At 49.2% G+C, this 20,271-nt stretch carries 19 protein-coding genes and 1 pseudogene; 8 read left to right on the plus strand and 12 right to left on the minus strand.

Translation table 11 applies throughout. From position 1 onward, the window contains the following. The 3 genes from ACFOE0_RS03445 to ACFOE0_RS03455 all read right to left on the minus strand — a co-directional run bounded on the left by ACFOE0_RS03445 (window position 1) and on the right by ACFOE0_RS03455 (window position 2,460). Window positions 1-276: a pilus assembly protein gene (locus tag ACFOE0_RS03445; RefSeq protein WP_248935442.1), complete on the minus strand. Its 276-nt coding sequence runs from the start codon at window positions 274-276 to the stop codon at window positions 1-3. Between the two features lie 182 nt (window positions 277-458). Beyond that, window positions 459-1,082, minus strand: a complete 624-nt coding sequence (locus tag ACFOE0_RS03450; protein ID WP_248935441.1) for a response regulator transcription factor — start codon at window positions 1,080-1,082, stop codon at window positions 459-461. Between the two features lie 412 nt (window positions 1,083-1,494). After that, window positions 1,495-2,460, minus strand: coding sequence for a sodium-dependent bicarbonate transport family permease (locus tag ACFOE0_RS03455; protein ID WP_248935440.1), 966 nt, complete (start codon window positions 2,458-2,460; stop codon window positions 1,495-1,497). Between the two features lie 142 nt (window positions 2,461-2,602). On the opposite strand from ACFOE0_RS03455, the gene ACFOE0_RS03460 reads away from it, so the two are divergent. From ACFOE0_RS03460 to ACFOE0_RS03470, 3 genes are all read left to right on the plus strand, one after another. Further along, complete coding sequence (locus ACFOE0_RS03460) at window positions 2,603-3,562, plus strand: LysR family transcriptional regulator (RefSeq protein WP_248935439.1); 960 nt, start codon at window positions 2,603-2,605, stop codon at window positions 3,560-3,562. A 49-nt stretch (window positions 3,563-3,611) separates the two neighbouring features. After that, window positions 3,612-3,875 carry a DUF3081 family protein gene (locus ACFOE0_RS03465; protein ID WP_248935438.1) on the plus strand — a complete coding sequence of 88 codons (264 nt, stop codon included), beginning with the start codon at window positions 3,612-3,614 and terminating at the stop codon, window positions 3,873-3,875. A 91-nt stretch (window positions 3,876-3,966) separates the two neighbouring features. After that, a complete protein-coding gene (locus tag ACFOE0_RS03470) occupies window positions 3,967-4,803 on the plus strand; it encodes an N-acetyl-ornithine deacetylase (RefSeq protein ID WP_248935437.1) in 837 nt (278 codons plus the stop codon). A gap of 15 nt (window positions 4,804-4,818) precedes the next feature. On the opposite strand, the gene ACFOE0_RS03475 is transcribed toward ACFOE0_RS03470, so the two are convergent. After that, on the minus strand, window positions 4,819-5,403 hold the full coding sequence (locus ACFOE0_RS03475) for a hydrolase (protein ID WP_248935436.1): 585 nt from the start codon (window positions 5,401-5,403) through the stop codon (window positions 4,819-4,821). Between the two features lie 274 nt (window positions 5,404-5,677). Between ACFOE0_RS03475 and ACFOE0_RS03480 the strand changes: the two genes are divergently transcribed. Then, on the plus strand, window positions 5,678-6,598 hold the full coding sequence (locus ACFOE0_RS03480) for a prohibitin family protein (protein ID WP_380711403.1): 921 nt from the start codon (window positions 5,678-5,680) through the stop codon (window positions 6,596-6,598). 51 nt (window positions 6,599-6,649) lie between these two features. On the opposite strand, the gene ACFOE0_RS03485 is transcribed toward ACFOE0_RS03480, so the two are convergent. The 3 genes from ACFOE0_RS03485 to ACFOE0_RS03495 form a co-directional block, all read right to left on the minus strand. Next, window positions 6,650-7,213 carry a hypothetical protein gene (locus ACFOE0_RS03485; protein WP_248935435.1) on the minus strand — a complete coding sequence of 188 codons (564 nt, stop codon included), beginning with the start codon at window positions 7,211-7,213 and terminating at the stop codon, window positions 6,650-6,652. A gap of 239 nt (window positions 7,214-7,452) precedes the next feature. Beyond that, window positions 7,453-8,364: a L,D-transpeptidase family protein gene (locus ACFOE0_RS03490; protein WP_248935434.1), complete on the minus strand. Its 912-nt coding sequence runs from the start codon at window positions 8,362-8,364 to the stop codon at window positions 7,453-7,455. 79 nt (window positions 8,365-8,443) lie between these two features. Next, a complete protein-coding gene (locus tag ACFOE0_RS03495) occupies window positions 8,444-9,367 on the minus strand; it encodes an LpxL/LpxP family Kdo(2)-lipid IV(A) lauroyl/palmitoleoyl acyltransferase (protein WP_248935433.1) in 924 nt (307 codons plus the stop codon). 750 nt (window positions 9,368-10,117) lie between these two features. Here ACFOE0_RS03495 and ACFOE0_RS03500 point away from each other — a divergent pair. Both ACFOE0_RS03500 and ACFOE0_RS03505 read left to right on the plus strand, forming a co-directional pair. Continuing rightward, a pseudogene (locus ACFOE0_RS03500) lies at window positions 10,118-11,310 on the plus strand (IS256 family transposase). A gap of 219 nt (window positions 11,311-11,529) precedes the next feature. Continuing rightward, window positions 11,530-12,231 carry a hypothetical protein gene (locus ACFOE0_RS03505; RefSeq protein WP_248935432.1) on the plus strand — a complete coding sequence of 234 codons (702 nt, stop codon included), beginning with the start codon at window positions 11,530-11,532 and terminating at the stop codon, window positions 12,229-12,231. Between the two features lie 270 nt (window positions 12,232-12,501). Here the strand turns inward: ACFOE0_RS03505 and ACFOE0_RS03510 are convergent, their stop codons facing one another. From ACFOE0_RS03510 to ACFOE0_RS03520, 3 genes are read right to left on the minus strand one after another with little or no spacing between them, the layout of a single operon-like run. After that, window positions 12,502-13,233 carry an N-acetylmuramoyl-L-alanine amidase gene (locus tag ACFOE0_RS03510; protein ID WP_248935431.1) on the minus strand — a complete coding sequence of 244 codons (732 nt, stop codon included), beginning with the start codon at window positions 13,231-13,233 and terminating at the stop codon, window positions 12,502-12,504. Window positions 13,234-13,288: 55 nt separating this feature from the next. Then, a complete protein-coding gene (locus tag ACFOE0_RS03515) occupies window positions 13,289-13,729 on the minus strand; it encodes a hypothetical protein (protein ID WP_248935430.1) in 441 nt (146 codons plus the stop codon). Between the two features lies 1 nt (window position 13,730). Then, on the minus strand, window positions 13,731-14,075 hold the full coding sequence (locus tag ACFOE0_RS03520; RefSeq protein ID WP_248935429.1) for a hypothetical protein: 345 nt from the start codon (window positions 14,073-14,075) through the stop codon (window positions 13,731-13,733). Between the two features lie 1,716 nt (window positions 14,076-15,791). Here ACFOE0_RS03520 and hldE point away from each other — a divergent pair. Then, entirely contained in the window at window positions 15,792-17,222 is a 1,431-nt protein-coding gene (gene hldE, locus ACFOE0_RS03525) for a bifunctional D-glycero-beta-D-manno-heptose-7-phosphate kinase/D-glycero-beta-D-manno-heptose 1-phosphate adenylyltransferase HldE (RefSeq protein WP_248935428.1), read from the plus strand. Further along, window positions 17,222-18,109 (plus strand): hypothetical protein, encoded by an 888-nt coding sequence (locus ACFOE0_RS03530; RefSeq protein ID WP_248935427.1) that lies wholly within the window; start codon window positions 17,222-17,224, stop codon window positions 18,107-18,109. Before hldE ends, ACFOE0_RS03530 begins: the two co-directional genes overlap by 1 nt. Here ACFOE0_RS03530 and ACFOE0_RS03535 read toward each other — a convergent pair. Together ACFOE0_RS03535 and ACFOE0_RS03540 are read right to left on the minus strand one after the other, a co-directional pair. Beyond that, entirely contained in the window at window positions 18,080-18,349 is a 270-nt protein-coding gene (locus ACFOE0_RS03535; protein ID WP_248935426.1) for a hypothetical protein, read from the minus strand. The two genes, ACFOE0_RS03530 and ACFOE0_RS03535, sit on opposite strands and share 30 nt — an antisense overlap. Before the next feature lie 538 nt (window positions 18,350-18,887). Beyond that, a complete protein-coding gene (locus ACFOE0_RS03540) occupies window positions 18,888-20,270 on the minus strand; it encodes an NAD(P)(+) transhydrogenase (Re/Si-specific) subunit beta (RefSeq protein ID WP_115136211.1) in 1,383 nt (460 codons plus the stop codon). Window position 20,271 lies beyond the last annotated feature (1 nt).

Raw genomic sequence — 20,271 nt, forward strand, 5'->3', positions numbered from 1 at the left:
TTAACGAGTCGTCTCAGAAGATGCTGTGGTGTTGTACTCTTTAAGACCACCTTTCTTCTTTGCAACCTGTTCCGCCTTGGCGCCAGCTTTTACTGCTTCCGCATTGGCGCTTTTCCCTTTTGCTCCATCACCGGACAGTTCAGCTGCCATGGAAGCGGTTTGATTACGGACAACGTCACCAAACATGGTGAACGCCCCGATCGCAGCAATCGCGATCAGTGCAACGATGATGATGTATTCGGTCATGCCCTGACCTTTCTGCTTACGCTTTAACATAAAAACCTCCAAGGTTTGTCGAACGTGACATTTGTAACTGGGTGTAACGAGTTCGTTAATGGATTCTGCTAAAGAGGCGAGGGGGGATCAATTGCCCGTAAGGATGTGAATCGAAACGCAATACCCCACTGTTGGGGGTAAACTTTTGGGTAATGCTTTGTGAGACATTGGCTCAGGCAAGCTTAACTTCCGAAGGTAAGCAGCAGCTGCGAGCGGCTCTTGAGATTAGTTTTCTTATAGATATTCTGCAGATGCATTTTGACGGTATTTATCGAAATATTCATGGACTTGGCTATTTCTTCGTTGGTCATGCCTTCGCACACAAGAATAATGACCTGCTTCTCTTTTGGCGTGACACTGTCAAGCAGTTGGTAGCCAGTTACCTTGCCGGGTTTGCATGATGAGAGTATGTACTCGGACATGGCGGTATTACTGAATGCCAGTTCACCCTTGGTGACTTTCTCCAGCACTACCGCCTGCAAATCGCGGCTGGCTGTCGCCGACAGTACGCCGCGAAAGCCATAGTTCATGAGCGCCATCTCCAAAGATGATGAGGGTTTGGGGATAACCGCCAGATGGCGGGCCTGTGAAAGGTTTTCGTGCTCAGGGCACATCTTCAATGATTGCAGGCAGGCTGAGCCGGGGAAGTGTATAAACAGTGTCTGGGCCAGCTGGCTTTTACCGCTGAAGCTCAGTTCCTCCAACTGCATAAGGGTATGGACTCTTTGGTATCCAAACAGGGGCGCCCAGCTTTCAAAGCGTTTCTTCTCAGTGGCAGTAGGGGCCACCAGTATGAGCTCTTTCATCATGTCTCCGACTGCTTTATCAAGTTCAATCTAGCGGATCTGATGAGATACCCAATTGCATTTTAGTCTGTTTTTGGCTCTCGTCTGCTATCTCGGGTTCTCACCCCGTCAAAGGCGATATCGATTGAGTAAATATATGAATATACTGAATATAGATGTGCCTTTTAGATGGAGCTTTCGAATGTTTCAGCGTATTTAGACATATTCCTCATGCATATTCAGTTACCCAAAAGGCTAGTGTTACTTTTCAAAATCCGGGATTTAATGGGTAGCTTTGAGCAGAATTTGGAGTAAAAAACCTAGGGGCACTAACGTGCTTGAAGCAAATATTCAACAAATTGTCATAAACAGGTATGAAAAACGCGCCTTATTTGGCGCGTTTGTCCTTACTTAATTAATGGGTATTAGTGTATTAGAGCATCATTTCAATAAACTGAGCGTACAGAGGCAGACCAATCAACACGTTTATCGGGAAAGTAATGCCCAATGATGCCAGCATTGCCAGGCCGATGTTGGCGTCGGGAACTGCAGCTCTGATGGCCGCAGGAGCCGCAATATAGGAAGCACTGGCTGCCAGCCCCGCCAGCACTAGAATACTGCCCTTTGGCAGGCCCAGTGCCAGCCCCAGTAATATGCCGCTCCAGGCCAATACAAAGGGGATGATTGCAGCAAACAGCATCAGTCGCCATTGACGCATTGGCAGTGGGCGGCACACTTTGGCGGTGCACAGGCCCATTTCTAGCAAAAACAGCGCCAGCAGAGTTTTAAAGCCCCCCATCAATACCGGCGCCAGACTCGCCAGGCCGGATTCACCGTAGGCCCAGCCAATTGCCACACCACCGGTAAGCAAGACCACACCTCTACTGGTGAGAGCTTCATGCAGGATATTGCCACTGCTGACTTTGGCTATGCCCAGGCCTTCACGTTTGATGGGCTTGCGGGCATTGAGAAAGCGGTACAGCCAGAGCATTACGATAATGGCCGGCAGCTCCAGCAGCACCAGATAGAGGGTGGTTTCCGGCTTCAGTGGCCAGCCAAGGTGTTCAGCAAGGGCGATAACCACAGCAAAGGTACCGGCGCTCACGCTGCCGTAGTGAGCCGCAATACTGATCGCATTTTCCCGGGAGAGGCGGATAAGTCGTCTGAGTACCGGGTAAAGACTGAGAGGGATGATTAACCCCAGTGCGGCAATCAGCACCAGCTCGCTGATCACCAATTGCTCTCCCTGGCCATGAAGGGCCATGCCACCTTTGAGGCCAAGGGTCAGCATCAGCAGAATCGACAGAGTTTCGTAGATGGACTCAGGGACTTTCAAATCTGATTTAACCAAACCGGCCAGCAGGCCAAGGGCAAAAAACGCAATTACGATGTCAGGCATGGCAGTTTCCTGTAACTGTCTGATTCTTGGTAGATGTGTAGCGGCGTGAATTTTGACAGTATTGCAATGTATTTGAAAATAAATTGTGTTTTAAATTTGCATAGATGATTATCTATGTATTACGAAATTTTGTATTTATGCCATGAATTTACGACATTTAAGCTTTCGGCTGCTACAGGTTTTTCAAGAGGTGGTCAGACAAGGCAGTATCACGGCAGCGGCCAAAGCCCTGCATCTGACCCAGCCAACGGTTTCAATGCAGCTTAAAAAACTGACTGAGCTGGTGGGCGAGCCATTACTGGAAAGTCGGGGAGGGCAACTTAAACCTACTGAGATTGGCCGTGAACTCTACCAGGCGGTGGCTGATGTATTTACCCGGTTTGATGACTTCAATGCCTTATTGGCCCAAAGCCGTGAAGGCAGGGCGGGACATATCAATATCGGCTTGGTCACCACGGCAAAGTATGTGATGCCACGCATATTGGGAGCCTTCTACCGCCATTTCCCCAAGGTTGAAGTGACCCTGAACATAGGTAACCGGGCCCATGTTATGTCGCGGTTCGAGCAGCAATTGGATGACCTATACCTGTTCAGTCATCCTCCCACGGGTGAGCAGGTGAGATCAGCGCGTATTATCCAAAATCCATTACAGTTAATTGCTCCCAGAGATCACTGGGCTGCCGAAGAAACTCATCTGAACTTCAGCGAGTTAACCCGGGAGAGGTTTCTGATCCGGGAGCCCGGCAGTGCTACCCGGATGATGTTTGAGTCCTGGCTGAGTCGGCAGGGGCACGAACTCAGGCATACAATGCAGATTGAAAGTAATGAAGCGATAAGATTGAGTGTGGTTTCGGGCCTGGGGTTATCAGTGATTTCCGGTCATACCCTGCAGGAAGGTCGTGAGCGACCTGCGGTACTAAATGTCGAAGGCTTCCCGCTCAAAAGTCACTGGTATCTGGTCAGTCGGCGGGACCGAAGGCTTTCCTACGCGGCGGATCAGTTGGTTAAGTTTATGGCGTCTCATTTGTGGGATTGTATCGAGCCCAGCTGGGTGGCCGAAGACCTGAGTACTTTGCTTGAATGGTCAGGTGAGACAGCTTGAACCTCCCTGTATTGATTTCCGTATAAGGCTCTGAACGAAAGGAAAAGATATGAAAAACGAAATAGATATCCAGTGGGTTTTGAGAGTCGTTAACAAAATTAATGCCGAAGGAGAGAAACTGGATGGCGGATACAAGCTCAATGGTTTAACGGTAACCAGTGATCTGGAAGGTTATAACATCAGTATTGAAGATGGCCGCTGCAGCCTGCATATCGGTTTTCATAATGTTTATGATTTTGACTACCCGGACGCATCAGCGATCGAGAACTTTATGGCCAGAATGCGGCAGGTGGCGAGCTCCACTGCAGACTGAGTAAGTCGTAACCGATTGAGTCATATCGGATCTGTTGTTTCCATGCAGGCTTGGTATGATACCCACATACACTGACCCTTTGGACGTATTCATGCGCTCCCCTTTCCAATCATTCCTTTGGCAATCCGGTCTGTTTGCCTGCGACAGTAACGACCTGGAGCACTTTTCAGCTCTGCTCTGCGAAGAGACCCTGCGACTGGGTATGAAGCAAACCTTATTGGGTGAAGCTGGCCGATTCCCACTGCTGATGTTCAAGAGTCCGGCGCCCAATGCCGATCTCCCCTCAATACTGGTTTGCGCTGGCTTTCACGGTGATGCTGCAGCTGGACCATGGGGAGTTTTGCATTGGCTCGCCAGTCAGTCAGAGGATATTTTCACTCAGGTAAATCTGAGTATCCTGCCTTTGGTGAGTGCAAGTGGTTTTAGAAAGGGACAGAAATACAATCGTCAGGGACAGGATCCACTGATGGGGTATCTGTGGGAGCAGGGCAAGGCCAAAACCAATGAAGACACCTCCGAAGAGGGGGAAATACTGCTTCGTCACGGTCAATTGCTTCAGGCTGCAGGGCGTGATGGTGTGCTGACATTCGGAGAGGATGTTCACAGCGAGCAGGCTTATCTATGCAGCTTTGAACCCCGGCAGGCTCCCGGCGCATTTACCGGGCAGTTACTGGAGTCACTTGGAGAACATTTTCCGCTGAAGGCTCAGGCGACCAGTCAGGCCTGTGATGTTGGTCAAGGCAATCTGTTTAACTGCTTTGATACCAGTTTTACGGCATTTTTAGTCAAAGCCGGAGCCAGATGTGGAGCTACCATTTATACCCCTGCCGACGGTAATTTCGATGACAGAGTCAAAGCCACCGCGCATATTCTCGATGGCTTTGTGGGGCGTTACCTGCAGCTCCCGGAGACTGCCGACGTATACTGACAGCAGCGTCGCCAATCAGGTGACCGGAGTGCTGGACAAGGTACTCAGCAAAGGTTGGCTGTAGGTCACTTTGGCGATGCGTGGAAATATATAAGTAAAGCTGGTGTAGTGCTGCTGAGTGTCGGCGGCACTGCACAGATCTTCCGGAATAATCAGCTGATAACCATGTTCCCAGGCGCAACGCGCCGTGGACTCGACCCCGATATTGGTGCAAACGCCGCCCAGCACCAGAGTATCTATTCCCCGTCTGCGTAACTGTAAATCCAAGTCTGTGCCATAAAACGCGCCCCACTGATGTTTGACTATCTGAATATCCTCAGCCTGCACATTGAGTTGTTGCGGGAAGTGCCACCAATTGTCCGGTAGCGCTTCAATGACGGAAGGTTTATCCACCTGCTGACTGAGGGCGTCACCAAAGTCCGGTGACCAACCTACGCGAACCCAGACAACGGGCATATTACGATTGCGGAAAGCTTCTGCCAGTTTTGCGGCCCTTTGCACAATATCAGGGGCCACGTAGGGACCACCCACAACAGGCAAAATGCCCTGCTGTAGATCAATAAGTACCAGCGCGGTTGAGGCGGGAGAGAATGCTGCCATGATGATAATCCTGTAGCTGATAATCTGATGTCTGTGCCAACAGGTATTCACCACACAAACGCTGAACCTGAGCACCGTACCTAAAACTACTCTCCACCATTCAAGGTCACAACACTTACTGCCTTAAGATTTATTCACCTGTTTGACGGGCTGAAATCGAAATCTTTGACATATTATGTCGTGATGTGCCATTGTGTTGCATCTGTTAACAGAATGAAATCAGCCTTGGGGGCTGTCGCCACGGGAGTGGTGCCTTGAAGATCAGGAGGATTGAATGAATAAACAGATTAGTAGCAAATTGGCGTCGGGCGGCGTAGGCAAAAAGGTCGCAGCAGGCGCTATGGTAGCCGTGATTGCATTGGGCGCGATGCAGGTGTTTTATACCATTGATGAAGGTCATGTGGGTATCGTGAAGCGCTTCGGTGAGGCCACGGATCAGGTTAATCCTGGCCTGCACTTTAAAGTACCTTTTGCTGATGGCGTGGAAGAGCTTGAAATCCGTACCCGTAAGAATCAAGAGCAGTTGAAGGCATCCACCCATGAGCAGATGCCGGTTCAGGCCGAAGTGAGTGTTAACTGGACTGTGGTGCGCTCAGAGGCTTTCGAGCTTTATAAAAACTATGGTGGTCTGGATCAGTTTGAAAACCGTATTCTGGATCCGCGCCTGCGCAGTGCCACCAAGGATGCCATGGCTCGCTTTAAAGCTGAGCAGATAGTGCAGAACCGTGGCCAGGTTATTCAGAAGATTGAAGAAACCCTGATGGATACCATGAAGGAGTTTCCGGTGAAACTGGACAGCGTTCAGATTGAGAACCTGGTGCTGCCGCCCAAGTATCTGCAGAGTATTGAAACCAAACAAACAGAGAAAAACCTCGCTGCTGCTGAAATGCACAGGCTTGAACGCCAAAAGTTGGAAGCACAGCGTGAGGTTAATACCGCAGAAGCCAAGCGGGATGCAGAGCGTGCCAGAGCAGATGGTCGTGCTTATGCCATTACCACAGAAGCGAAAGCAGAAGCTGAAGCGATTCGTTTGAAGGGTCTGGCTGAAGCCGATGCCATCAACAGGAAGGCTGAAGCCATTAAACAAAGCCGGGTGCTGGTGGACTATGTTAAAGCTCAGCAGTGGGACGGCAAGTTACCTACTACGGTTATGGGTGGCGATCAGGACATCCTGTGGAATATGAAGGGGCAATAATTATTGCTGACCAAAAAGAGGAGGCATTGGCCTCCTCTTTTTTTGACTGTATTAACCGCGAAGTGCCCGGCTGATCTCAGACAGCGAGGGTTCACCGGCATAGGGCTGCCAGTGACGTACCGGCAAATTATCACCTGACAGGGTTCTCACCCTGTATTCGCCATTGTGATATTCCAGCACCCTGATGCTGCCTTTCGGAGTCAGGAAATAGTTTGGGGCGTTACCCATATCCAGAAAAGCATGGTCGCCAGGCCCTGGCAGCTCACGGCCTTTGTTGATTAACCGGGCAACACCATGGTTGTCATCATTGCTTTTGACATGGGTATGCACCACAAATCTCACCTTGCTGGTGTCAATTTTGAAGCTGCAGCTGTGGTTGGTGCAACGGGTTGGCATAATCAGGCTGCCATCCTTCATTACCGCGCGAGCCTGCTCAATGCGTCTGTTGTCCGGCAGGCTGCACAGTATCGCGATGGCCTGCTTATCCATTGCCGATGTTGCGACCACATTGGGTTTGTTGGGTTGAGCGATGGAATTAACCTGAGAGCCAGAAGCCATGGCATTAAAACTGGAAAGAACTATCCCTGTCACCAGCATAAGAACAGGGAGTCTCATGTGTTATCGGTGAACGCAAATGTGAGTCAAAAGGGCGCGGATTGTAGAGGTGAAATATCAGCCTGTCTTTGATATTGATCAGCTTTTGCTAATATCGGTTTTTAGGTTTGTGCTTAACCAGGGTGGTGGTTGCGAGGTGAGTGTGTGCTGACTTTTTTATCTTGTTGATATTTCAGACTTCAGGCGCAAATTAAAAAACGGCACTCAAGGTGCCGTTTTTTATGTTTGTACATTTCAGTCTATGGATTGATTCTTGTTGGCATGCCGCTTCTGTCTTCCAGTAGGCGTTTTATCACAAAGGAGTCGGTATCTCTGTGGGCCACAAATCGGGCAATGGCAAGTGACAGTTCCAGCGGGACCGGTGCATTGGACTCAAACTCTGCCTCAGTGCGGGACAGTGGCTGGTGCACCTCCAGATAGCGGGCTCCGTCCGGTTCTTCAGTGGCTTTTATCGGCTGATTGACAAACTGTACCCGGGTACCGACCGGCACTTCGTGGAACAGCTCTTCGATATCTTCATTGCGCAGGCGAACACAGCCCTGACTTACCCTCAGGCCAATACCAAAATCAGCATTGGTACCATGGATGGCGTACAGGTTACCGATATAGATGGCGAACAGGCCCATAGGGTTGTCCGGTCCTGCCGGCCATACTTTAGGCAGGGTTTCACCTCTGGCTTCCGCTTCTTTATGCATACGCGCAGTGGGTGTCCAGGTGGGGTTGGCCTTCTTACGGTAAACCTGAGTTACCCACTTCTCGGGCGTATCACGACCCACCTGACCAATGCCTATGGGCAGCACTCGTACAAAGTCTTCGCCTTTGGGGTAGTAGTAGAGTCTCATCTCAGCGATATTGACCACTATGCCTTTGCGCGGCGCGTCGGGCAGGATCAGTTGATGAGGAATAATGATTCGGGTGCCGGGCTTGGGCAGATACGGGTCAACCCCAGGATTGGCTTCCATCATATTGGTCAGGCCCAATTGGAAACGGGCGGCAATGGATTCCAGGCTCTCACCGTTATCCTGAACAATATAGTACTGGTTCTCTCCAACCAGACGGCTGTCTTTGGGTGGCAGCAGATAGTCCGTTGCCAGTGCGGGCAGAGATACCAGTCCGACCAACACTGTCAGCATCAAACGAATCGACTTCATAATTGGGTATTCATTCCTGATTTTACGCTAGCGGCAAAGTGCCGATAGCGCCGCATCCTCAACCATTTGGCACGGAAAATCAATATAAGGAGGCATCTTCCTCATTGGGACGGGTCTTGAAGCGGCGATGCAGCCACATATATTGTGCCGGGCTGCGGGCGATAATCTCCTCGATAATGCCGTTACCTCTAATGGCATCCTCCAGTTCACTTTCGCCGGGGAAGTTATCCAGTGGTGGCATCACCTCAATGGTATATCCCCTGTCATCCTCGTTGCGCTGTACAAAGAAGGGCAACACTTTGGCTTTACCCAGTTTGGCTAAAGTGGTCCCGCCGGTAATTGTGGCGGCTTCTTTAACGCCGAAGAAGGGAATAAATACGGCGCTGGAGCGGCCAAAATCCTGATCTGCGGTATACCAGATAACATCTTTACTGCGCAGGCAACGCACCATCTGACGCAGATCCCGCTTGGGCACCAACGCCTTGTTGGAGCGCAGGCGACCTTTGACCTGCAGATACTCAAGCACAGGGTTATTGTGGGGGCGATAAACCCCAACACCGGGTTGAAATTGACCGAAAATGCGGGCGCCCATCTCCAGCGGCAGGCAGTGCACAGCAAACAGGATAACGCCCTGACCGGCTTCTATGGTTTGCTCAACATGTTCCTGACCTTTGATGGTCATATGTTTGTGGATTCGGGAGTCAGACCACCACCAGGCGTTGAGGGTATCGAAAATCGCCTTGCCGGTTTCCTCAAAGTTACTTACCAGCAGCTGCTCACGCTCATCTTGCGGCATCTCAGGAAAACAGAGCTCAAGATTGCGTTTGGCCGTTTTCACCCGGCTTTTCACCAGCTTCATTGCCAAACGGCCTATGCCAGCCCCCAGTTTCATCTGCAGTCGCATTGGCAGCAGCATGGTGAGTTTCATCAAGCCAATACCCAGCCACAGAAGCCAGTATCTGGGATGACAAAGTTGAAGAGAGAATTGTGCGGCTGTTACCACTGTGTCCTCGAGATCCCTGAGAAAAAGAAGAGGTTATTCTAACGCCTGTTTGGAATCTGACCAATCGTAATCTGGACTCAGCCCGACAGAGCAGACCATAGCGGTTTTTTGACCGGTTTCGTTCGGTTTGTCCTCTTGAGGTTATTGATTGGCATCGGCGTGTTGAATTGGTCAATGTTCATTTGGTTGGGTATCGCATTTGTCCCACGAGACTCGCTGCGGGTAGGCGCTGACTAAGCTGTCGCTTAGCAAACCTCGTGGAGCTTCGCCGCCACAGTTGCTGAGAGCAAAGGACTGACCAAGCTACGCTTGGTAGAACTGCTTGGCGCTAAGCCACTACAGTTGCCTTCTACATGGATTAGCCAAGCGAAGCTTGGCAGAACATCGAAGCCTTCCAGGCTTCACCCGGGCAAGAGGGGGTCAACAGCGGCTAACAACATCCTTGTTTAACAGCCAGCTCAACATCCCTGTTCGACGGCAGCAGCCTCGACGAAGCTCATCCATGTCCTTCATTCCCCGCTCGGCTATCCTGCCTCGCGCTCGTGAGCTTATCGCTGCGCGATACTCGCCCTTGTCTCGCTCACGTCATTTCATCCAACACCTTTTGGCGTCTCTGATAGGGATTAGGTGTACTCAAGCCCAACCGAGTAACTAACTCTGGATAGGAGTTGCTTTAGGTGCTGATGATATAACGCGGTTGTGTTCATAAATCTGTGAAATTTGAATAAGATACTCAAAAAAGATATTCAAATGACCAAACCTACTTTCGACATGGAAGCTGCCATTGAAGAGCTCAGAGCCGGTAAAGATCTGACTGGCAAAGATGGCATTTTCACCCCGCTCATCAAGCAGCTTTCCGAGGCGGCACTCAATGTTGAGCTCGACCAGCATCTTGAAGCTAAGCAGCCTGGTAATCGCAGAAATGGCAAAACCAGCATGACACTTGAAACCGCCACTGGAAGCTTTGAACTGCTAACTCCACGTGAGCGAGACGGCAGTTTCGAGCCGCAACTTGTCAAAAAGAACCAGACCTATCTTACCGATGAGATGGAGCGAAAAATTATCGCGCTGTTTTCATTGGGGACAAGTTACCAGGATATCCGTGTCCACATTGCCGATTTGTATGGCATTGAGGTTCCCAACGGCACTATCAGCGCGATTACCGACAAACTGCTACCTGAGCTTCAGGCTTGGCGTGAACGTCATTTAGAAGCCCTTTACCCCATCCTCTGGCTTGATGCTATTCAATATAAAATTAAAGAAAATGACCGCTTTGTCAGCAAAGCGGTGTACACCACACTGGCGCTCAATGTTGAGGGGAAAAAGGAGCTGCTGGGGCTATATGTTTCTGAGAGCGAAGGCGCACATAAGTGGCTGAGTATACTGACCGATTTTCATAATCGCGGCATCAAAGACCTCCTGATTGCCTGTGTAGATGGGCTTAACGGCTTCCCTGAAGCCATTGAAACTATTTACCCGCACACAGAAGTGCAGTCCTGCATCATCCACCAAATCCGCAACTCGATGAAGTATGTGGCATCCAAGAATCAGAAGGCGTTTAAGTGTGTCTACAAGGCGGCCACGCTGAACGCCGCAGAAATGGCGCTGGACGAGCTGGAGGCCAAGTGGGGCGACAAATATCCCATGGTGATTAAATCCTGGCGGAATAAGTAGGCACTGCTATCAACCTATTTTAAATACCCGGAATACCTACGAAAGGCTATCTACACCACCAATGCCGTTGAAGCCGTGCACCGCCAGTTTCGTAAACTGACCAAAACCAAGCGCGCTTTGCCAACGAGAACAGTTTACTCAAACTGCTCTACGCCGGTATATTGAAGGCGCAACAGCGATGGTCACACCCGATTCAAAACTGGAATTTGACATTGTCCCAACTGTCCATCAATTTTGAAGGGCGACTGGATGCCCACATCGATCTGTGAGTTTTAACGTAACACAGAATTATGAACACCCTCTGGACTCCTGCAATGTGTAGCACAATTAGGAACACTTATTGAGCTCACTAAAATCTATCAAGTCGATGACTATTCAATTAAACGTTTCTCCAGTAAAATATTAGATGAAACCACTAAAAAGCACCTTGAAATTAAATTGATGCGACACTCTCTATTCGAACCATAATCATTGGAGAACATTTGGTTATGCGAACAAAGAAATCCACAAATTTATTTAATGTGTTCAAGGCATTTACAGGTGTCGGTATACTCTTTAGCTTACTTACCATGTATACCTTAGCAAAAAACGCTATTGAAATGGGTTGCACTCTTAAGGGAGCATTAGTGTACACGCTACAATCGATTTTTTTCAGGCATCAAGACTCAATTGAGTTTTCCTGGATGTTAGGAGGTAGTAATTTCGATGTCATAGTAATCATGTATGCAATTGCTTTCATTGTTGTAACTTCCTTTCTAGCCGATATAATATTCAAGTTCTTGGTGACGGATAGAATACTACGTATTAAGACACCGTCTGCTGATGCTCTTTCGATGATATGGGTGATGCTTTTTGCTTTTGTTGCGATGATGCAATGGATTGCTGTTTTTATCGCTGATTATAACGGTATGTCGGCTGCAGAAGTATTCGAACTTTTTCTACCTGCATTTATCTGCTCCTTTGTTGTGTTAGGAATACTTGCTCAAGTTTACAGCGCTCCTTACAAAGAACGGCTCATTTCGAAAAAACGCTTCTACCTATTGTTTCTAATTCAATTTTTCATTTTAGGGCTTTATATTACCTACATCTACCTGTTTGAACTTCCCGATATCCTTGAAATGCAAGGTAATCCAATGAGTTCGCTGGGTAAAGTTCCGTGCGTGGAACTCAAAATTATTGTTCCATGGTAGTCCTCCCTTGTCCTGATTCAATAGGTCAAAGCGCAGTCGCATGCCATGGGGCGCCGGGCATCTCCAGCGTCTGGCGGGTACGATTGAGGGGATTGGTGAGCATGTTCCACTTCATTTTGACGAAAGTGGAGTAAAGAGCGAGAAATGAGCGCTTTACTGACTTCGGGCAAGAGTTACTTCGGATTACGGCAATCATACAGCGGCGCGTGCCGCTGCATAGCATTGTTAAGCTATTCACTTCGTCCGAAGAGAACTACGTTTTTTGCTAGTTCAAGTATTCGGAGTATCCGGGGTGTCAGGGGTGTCAGGAGTGTCAGGAGTGTCAGGAGTGTCAGGAGTGTCAGGAGTGTCAGGAGTGTCAGGAGTGTCAGGAGTGTCAGGAGTGTCAGGAGTGTCAACCAACCCTCTTTCATAAGCGATTAGCGATTTCCACCGTTCAAATCCTTTTACTATTGCCTCAGCTAGTTCCTGTTTGTATTCGACTGCCGCCCTTGCCTCCTCTTTATTGTCGCCAAAAAATGGCTCAATCAATATGGATGGAATCCCAAATAATTGATTGACGTTCCAATAGCCCCGTTCACCCCGACTCAACGGACGATTCTTCAAGCCTCGATTTTCCCTTCCTTGACGACCAAAAACTCTACACATTTCTTCTTGTACAAAGTTAGCAAATTCTTTTTCTAGTACACGTTTAGTATCATCTTTGTCAGAGTATAAAGTTTCAGTACCTTTGACATTTCCATTAAAGGCATTGAAATGAAGTTCGCAAACAGCATCAGCCTCCCATTCTGCAACTCCTTTGTAAGCACCATCAATGCTAACTCCATCTCTGTGAAATATTTCGACGTGATGACCTCGCATATTCGCGTATGTTTGTATCATATCCGCCAAGCCATTGTTGTATTCATACTCGCTGCTTGATATTGGGTAAACACCTGCTGCACCAGGTCGGTTCCGTGTATGGCCTACTACCAGTGCCAGATAGCCCGCAAATGGATTCATAATTCACTACCTCATTGTTATCTATAAAAAAACGCATGCAAAAAACAATGCGTACCTACTCTTCGTTGCCAGTAGTTGATGGTTGAGGCTGTTGAGTTTTTTTTGGAAGTCCCATCTTATGTGCGAAGCCGTCTGCCAATTTTTTTGCGGCAAGACCAGTTGCAAAAAATTTCCCCAACCCGACCTCTGCCTGTTTTGCATCCGTGTTTAATTCGAACTGGCCAAGTACAGAAAGTGCATCCTGATGATTTTCAGCTGTCGATTTAATCAATGTGGAGTCTCCATTCGCTTGCTTGACAGTAACTGGAACAATCGCAATATCCTTATCTTTGTAACCCACTGTAAGATCGACCCCTTGATCTGCTGTAGTGCCGCTCATCGAAACACCTACGGTGTGTGACTGACCAAACACAAGCGGCATATTTACTCCATTTGTTGCACAACCACATGTCAAGCCTAAAATAGCTATAGATGCGAAAGCTAATGTAATCTTCATATTAATTTTCCTCATGATGGTCGGGTTCAAACACGCAAATTGACTCATTATATTTGAGCAATTCTTTAACTATTGATGGGTTAACAGTATTATCTACCCATAGCACCAGTTTGCATTTTTCGGACATAACTGCGATTGATTGCTTTGAATAACCCACCACTTGGCCTAATGGTGTTGTAGCGTAACCAAGAACTGATATGTCTGTGTATACAGCGCCTTCTTCTGGGTTAGCGGATATCTGAATAAAACCAAATTCTCTTGTTACAGAGACAGAGCCATCTGTATCTGTGATTTTGACGGTTGTGCAGCCCACTAAAAAAAGTAATAACAACAATACCTTAAACATGCCGTTGTTTTCCTTTTAATATTCTAATAACGAGATCGCGTATTTATCTGAGTAAGCGGACGGCCTGTTTATCCGTTTTTGCGCGGCCACGCTATCAATCTAATTCAGTCATGAAATTTGCTACTTAAAGTCTCTACGGATTGATAACTTTACGGGCAAATTGAGACGTCTCGTTGTCTGGTGACTATTAGTCACGTCTATTGAATAAACGCTACCAGCAATAAACTAAAAAATCGACACCCGTAATTGTTTGGCAAATAACCGAAAAGACACTATGTGTGAAATTAATAAACGTTACTTTTATCATCGACATATCGAGATATAATCCATGAATAGTGAATTTTGTACACATATAGCTTAAGCGACATGGCTATTTGTTGACGTGCTATCAACTCAACCTTTATATTAACAACTTAAAGATAGCTTAAGTCGAAGCGCGAATTCAACCCCGAAGTACACTACTCGCTTCATTAAGCTGCTCTTCTGCAAAACCTATATCCTTTTGAAGCTTGCTTCGCCCACTTTAGATATCACGAAAAGTGGATTTAAGCTCATTTAATCTCATTTAAACTCTGTGACGATAGTTTCCCTACGTCTCTACTTTTGAAGTAAACCTTATCTATATTATTTATACCCACTCCTTTGGGAGTTACCGTAATAATGATACTAACATTTGTATAGTGTGCATGCTCGTTTGCCACCTCAGAACAATGAAGGTTATACCGCTGTTTTGATAAATTATTCAAAAAATTAGCACTAAAAATCCAGGTGAAGCTTCGAGCAAAAGCGTGCTGGCACATTATCTGTCTGCCTTTCGCCTGTTATCCACATTTCAAGACGCCCCAAGACACAGAGTTTATGGACTATTAAATATTTCCACTCAAAGAAACGTGCTGTGTTTGAAGGCAAACCGTACCATGCATAGTGAAACTAACTTTGGGACATTTGCGAGTAGGAGGAATACACCAATTCCCCGTCCGAAGTTGCCGGAGGGAAATGATTGCAATAGCAAGCTCTGTCATGGATGACAGAGCAGACGCCGCTGAGCCTGGGATGGCGAATCGGCGGTGTTTGCGTCATTGAAGTCATTTTACGATGGATAACAACTTCGGTTGGGGCGGCAGGGGAGATGCAAGAGGGGATTGCTGTTGATCCCTTCTTGCCCGGGGGTGGGTTGGAAACCCACGACTTTCTATCGCCTGCAAGGCGATACCTTTGCCATGCCGCAGGCAACTTTGGGGCAATTCTGAGTTTGAGGGATACACCAGTCCCTGTCCGACGCTGCCGAAGGGGAATGAGAAAATGGTGTAGCGAGGCATGGATGCCGATGCAGCGACATCGAATCATGGACGAGCGTTTGTCGCGTTAGCCAATTTTCGAAATGAGCCTGAGGAGTTTTCAGCGTAGGTTGGGGCGTCCTTGGGGTTGGTAGGGCGAATGCTTGCCTGCGGCAAGCACGCTTATGAGCGAGAGGCATGGATGCCGATCTGGCCTTTGTACATGGAGGTATTTATTGGACGAGCAATACCCCTGACCCGGGTGAAGCCTGGAAGGCTTCGATGTTCTGGCAAGCGTAGCTTGCCTAATCACCGCCGAAGGTAATTGAAGCGCAGCTTCAATATTGACAACTCGCCGCCAGGCGACCCACTTTGATAGCGCAAACTATCGCAGTTGAGTACAATCAGCCCCAATTTACACAAAAATTGATTGAGCGCTATGAAGGTTACTCTGCCAGCATTTGAAAAAGCCCGGGTATTGGTTGTGGGCGACGTAATGTTAGACCGTTATTGGGTCGGTCCAACCGGACGAATTTCCCCTGAAGCCCCGGTGCCTGTGGTGCAGATCAATCAGATTGAAGACAGACCCGGCGGTGCGGCCAACGTGGCGCTGAATATTGCCACTCTGGGTGGCCAGGTTCAGCTTGCAGGTCTGGTAGGGCAGGATGATACGGCTCAGGCGCTGACCCGTGGCATTGAAGCGCTGGGCGTGTCTCCACGCTGGCATGCAGTGGATGATAAGCCAACCATTACCAAGCTGAGAGTCTTGTCCCGTAATCAGCAGCTTATCCGTCTGGATTTTGAAGAAGCCTTCGCCCGTGCTGACAGTGACGCTTTGCTTGAGCAGAGTGAAGCCCTGCTCGACAGTGTTGATGTAGTCGTGCTGTCCGATTATGCCAAAGGTGCCATTGCTGACCCACGTGCCTTTATCGCCGGCGCCAATGCCAAAAACGTGAAAGTGTTGGTGGACCCAAAAGGTTCAGACTTCAGCCGTTATCATGGCGCTTTCCTGCTGACGCCAAACATGAGCGAGTTTGAGGCGGTTGTCGGTAAGGTAGAGTCTGAAGCTGATTTGGTTGCCAGGGGCCATGAACTGCTTGAGAAACACCAACTGGGCGCACTGCTGGTGACCCGCTCTGAAAAGGGGATGACGCTGATTACCCGTGATATGCCTGAGCTGCATATTCCTACTGTTGCCCGTGAGGTCTACGATGTGACAGGTGCTGGTGACACAGTGATTTCTGCATTGGCGACTGCTATCGCAGCAGGTGCATCATTGCCACAGGCTTGCGCGATAGCCAACACTGCAGCCGGTGTAGTCGTGGGCAAGCTCGGTACCTCTACCGTGTCCCGTATTGAGCTGATCGAAGCCCTGAACCTGACTCAGGGTGAGTCAGGTTTCGGTGTCGTCAGTGAAGATCAGCTGGTTTATGCACTGGAGCAGGCCAAACTGCGTGGTGAGAAGGTGGTGATGACCAATGGCTGTTTCGACATTTTGCATGCCGGTCATGTCAGTTACCTGAAAGAGGCACGTAAGCTGGGCGATCGCCTGATAGTTGCGGTGAACGATGATGAGTCTGTGCGTCGTCTTAAAGGCGATGGCCGTCCGGTAAACCCTGTGGATCGCAGAATGGCTGTACTGGCCGGTCTTGCTGCCGTGGATTGGGTAGTGCCGTTTGCCGAAGATACACCGCAGCGGGTGATCTCGCGTCTGCTGCCCGACCTGCTGGTGAAAGGCGGTGACTACCGGGTAGAAGAGATTGCCGGTGGCGCTGAAGTTATGGCCGCAGGTGGCGAGGTTAAAGTGCTTAACTTTGAAGATGGCATCTCCACCACCGCCATTATTCAAAACATTATGTCCCGGCAGTAATGCTAAGTGCCGGGCTGCTGATCTCCAGTCTTTGGGTTAATCTGCAGGGGCAGGCAATTGACCCGCAAGTCGACACACCGGTGGCGCTGGTGTGTCAGGCATCAGCTCTCGCGCCCTGTTTGACCCTGCTGCCTCCCGCGGTTTACACGAGTTTGCCCAATGCCGACAGACTGTTGGCTTCCCTTGGGCATCGCGGGGCAATGGCAGTTCCAATCCAGTCCGGCTCTCTGGCCGGTCTGGTGCTGATGGCTCCGGAGCGACTTCCTGCTCAGATCCAAACCATAGTTGGTGGTCAGTCCCACAGGCTTGAATTACCCCGCCAGCAGCAATTAACGCTCTGGCATGAGCTTGGGCATCTGCATATCTCATCACTTCCCGGGTCAACGTCCTATTCGGCCTGGCAGCATGAAGTACTGGCCGACCTGTATCTGCTTTGGCTTGCTGCCCGGAACGAAGGTGATCTTCAGGGAGGTTGGCAGCAGTACCACAGAAGAAACCTACAACTGCTTAATGATATCGGGCATTTGAGTCATTGGAGCGTGCCAGTGCTCTTCACCGCCTTGCAAACCTTCACTCTGCAGCAGTTGTTGGCCATGTCCGATTTTAATGACCTGATAGCTCAACTGGCATTGTTTCCGGGTGGTAGTGGCTGGCCAGAACCGGATGACCTTAAAGAGTACGCCAGTTTGACCAAACGCCTGTTTGGCACGGGTTCGGTGCAGGCTTTACCGGGCTATTTGTACTGGAGAAGGGAGCGGTTGGGGGACTGGGTGGCGCCAAGCTTACAGGTATTAATGGGAGAGCAGGGCGCTGCGCAGCTCATGAAAGAGCACGCCCTGGGGTCTGAAAATGCAGCTTCAGTGGGTGCGCAACGTAACGTCTGGTGAGAAGTTAATCTCTCCGTCTGCGTCTATGGTCGCCAGTTGCTCGTTCAACCTGGCGATAGCGACAGCCTCGGTTGAAAAACTGTTTCTGACGAACAAAAGCTCGTACCCAAGTTTCACCAGACCATAGAAAGCGAATCTCTGTACCGCATTCAGTCGCTCCCAGTGATCTACCGGCTCTGAGGCCATAGATCGACGGTCTTCAACGTTCAATTGATGGCAGTTAGCTGCTACCGATTGCATATTCCCTCCTGAAAGGGTGGCCCTGTGCGGGAGAGCCACATTTTGTTGCCACTAAGCTACTATGAGCTGAAGTAAATGATTTTGCTGATTTTATTATTATTTTAGTTGTTATATTTATGTGAATATATAAGCAGTGGATCACATAATGTTCAAGTGAAATCGCGTCATATTTGATATGAAAAAGCTATGAGTGAACTGAACCTCCTGTAAACACGGAGGTTTAGGCAATAGGGTCTGTTGACCTTTGAAGATGGTTTTTGCAGCTTTTTGTCGTTGTTTTATACAAAGCAACGCGATTGAAGTGTAGTTGTTCTACATAAATGAGCGTTAATGCAGTAGAAAGCGACGACAAACGCTGCCCGAAGGGCTCGGCTATACGCGCTTTACTCTTTGTTGCAAGATATTTGCTTAGGCCCACTAGGCGGCACACCTTGCGTCGCGATTAAAGCGCGTCTATCTCGAGCAAAATTCAACCATGAAAGGTCAATAGACCCTAAAGCCGGCGATGCCGGCTTTAATTTTTGCTCATGGTTTGGCGTCAATCTGCTTCTTTCAGATTTTGTGTCAGCTCTACAATGGCTTTTTTGCCATCGCCGAACAACATAAGGGAGTTGTCCATAGCAAACAATGGGTTAGGCAGACCGGCAAAGCCTGGACTGAGTGAGCGCTTAACCACCACCACAGTACGGGCCTTATCCACGTTCAGAATTGGCATGCCGTAAATTGGGCTGCCTTTGTCTTCGCGGGCCATAGGGTTGGTTACGTCGTTGGCGCCGATCACAATAGCCACATCAGTCTGTTCAAACTGAGGGTTGATCTCGTCCATCTCCACCAGTTGCTCATATGGGACTTCAGCTTCAGCCAGCAGCACGTTCATATGGCCTGGCATACGACCGGCGACCGGGTGAATTGCGTACTTCACATCTGTGCCGCGACCTTCCAGTATGCTGGCCAAGTCACGTACAGCGTGCTGGGCCTGAGCCATTGCCAGACCATAACCTGGCACAATCACTACCCGCTCAGCAGTTTCCAGCAGCATGGCGACCTCTTCAGGAGAGGAGGACTTCACCTTACCGGCATAGACTTCATCAGCATCCACTGTCTCACCGCCTTCGGCCATCACACCGAAGAGTACGTTGAACAGAGAGCGATTCATCGCCTTACACATAATCTGAGTCAGAATAATGCCTGACGCGCCGACCAGAGAGCCGGAAACAATCAGCACTGTGTTGCCTGTGATAAAGCCTGTGGTTGCCGCTGCAATACCTGAGTAGGAGTTCAGCAGGGCAATAACGACCGGCATATCTGCGCCACCAATTGGCACTACCAGGAAGATACCCAGCGCCAGAGCTACCGCAACCAGAATATAAACATTGGTCAGGTTGTGAGGCTCGGCCACCAACATGCCGCCAAGTACCAGCGCAGCGACCAGCAGTACGGCATTAATCACCTTGTTGCCCGGAACCCGGATAGGATTACCTGAGATGAGCTCCTGCAGCTTACCGAAGGCGATAAACGAGCCTGACAAAGTCACACCACCAATCAACACTGTCGCGGCGATAGATACCAGCGCCACTGTGTGGGTTGCAGACTCAGGGTCAATAAAGTTGGCCAGGGCGATAAAGAGTGATGCACCACCACCGAAACCGTTCAGCAGCGCGACCATTTGCGGCATGGCTGTGACCTGGATCTTTACGGCCATAATGCCGCCAATCACAGAGCCCACCAGAATACCGGCGATAATCCACTCATAGCTGAGGATGTTTTTGTCAAACAGGGTTACCACCACCGCAATAAACATACCCAGAGCAGACAACTGGTTGCCACGCACCGCAGTGCGAGGCTTGGTCATGCCTTTTATCCCCAAAATAAACAGACTGGCTGCAATCAAATAAGCCAGATAGATAATTGTTGTACTCATG

It is taken from the genome of Shewanella submarina, assembly GCF_042646185.1.
In the GTDB taxonomy this organism is placed as follows: domain Bacteria; phylum Pseudomonadota; class Gammaproteobacteria; order Enterobacterales; family Shewanellaceae; genus Shewanella; species Shewanella corallii.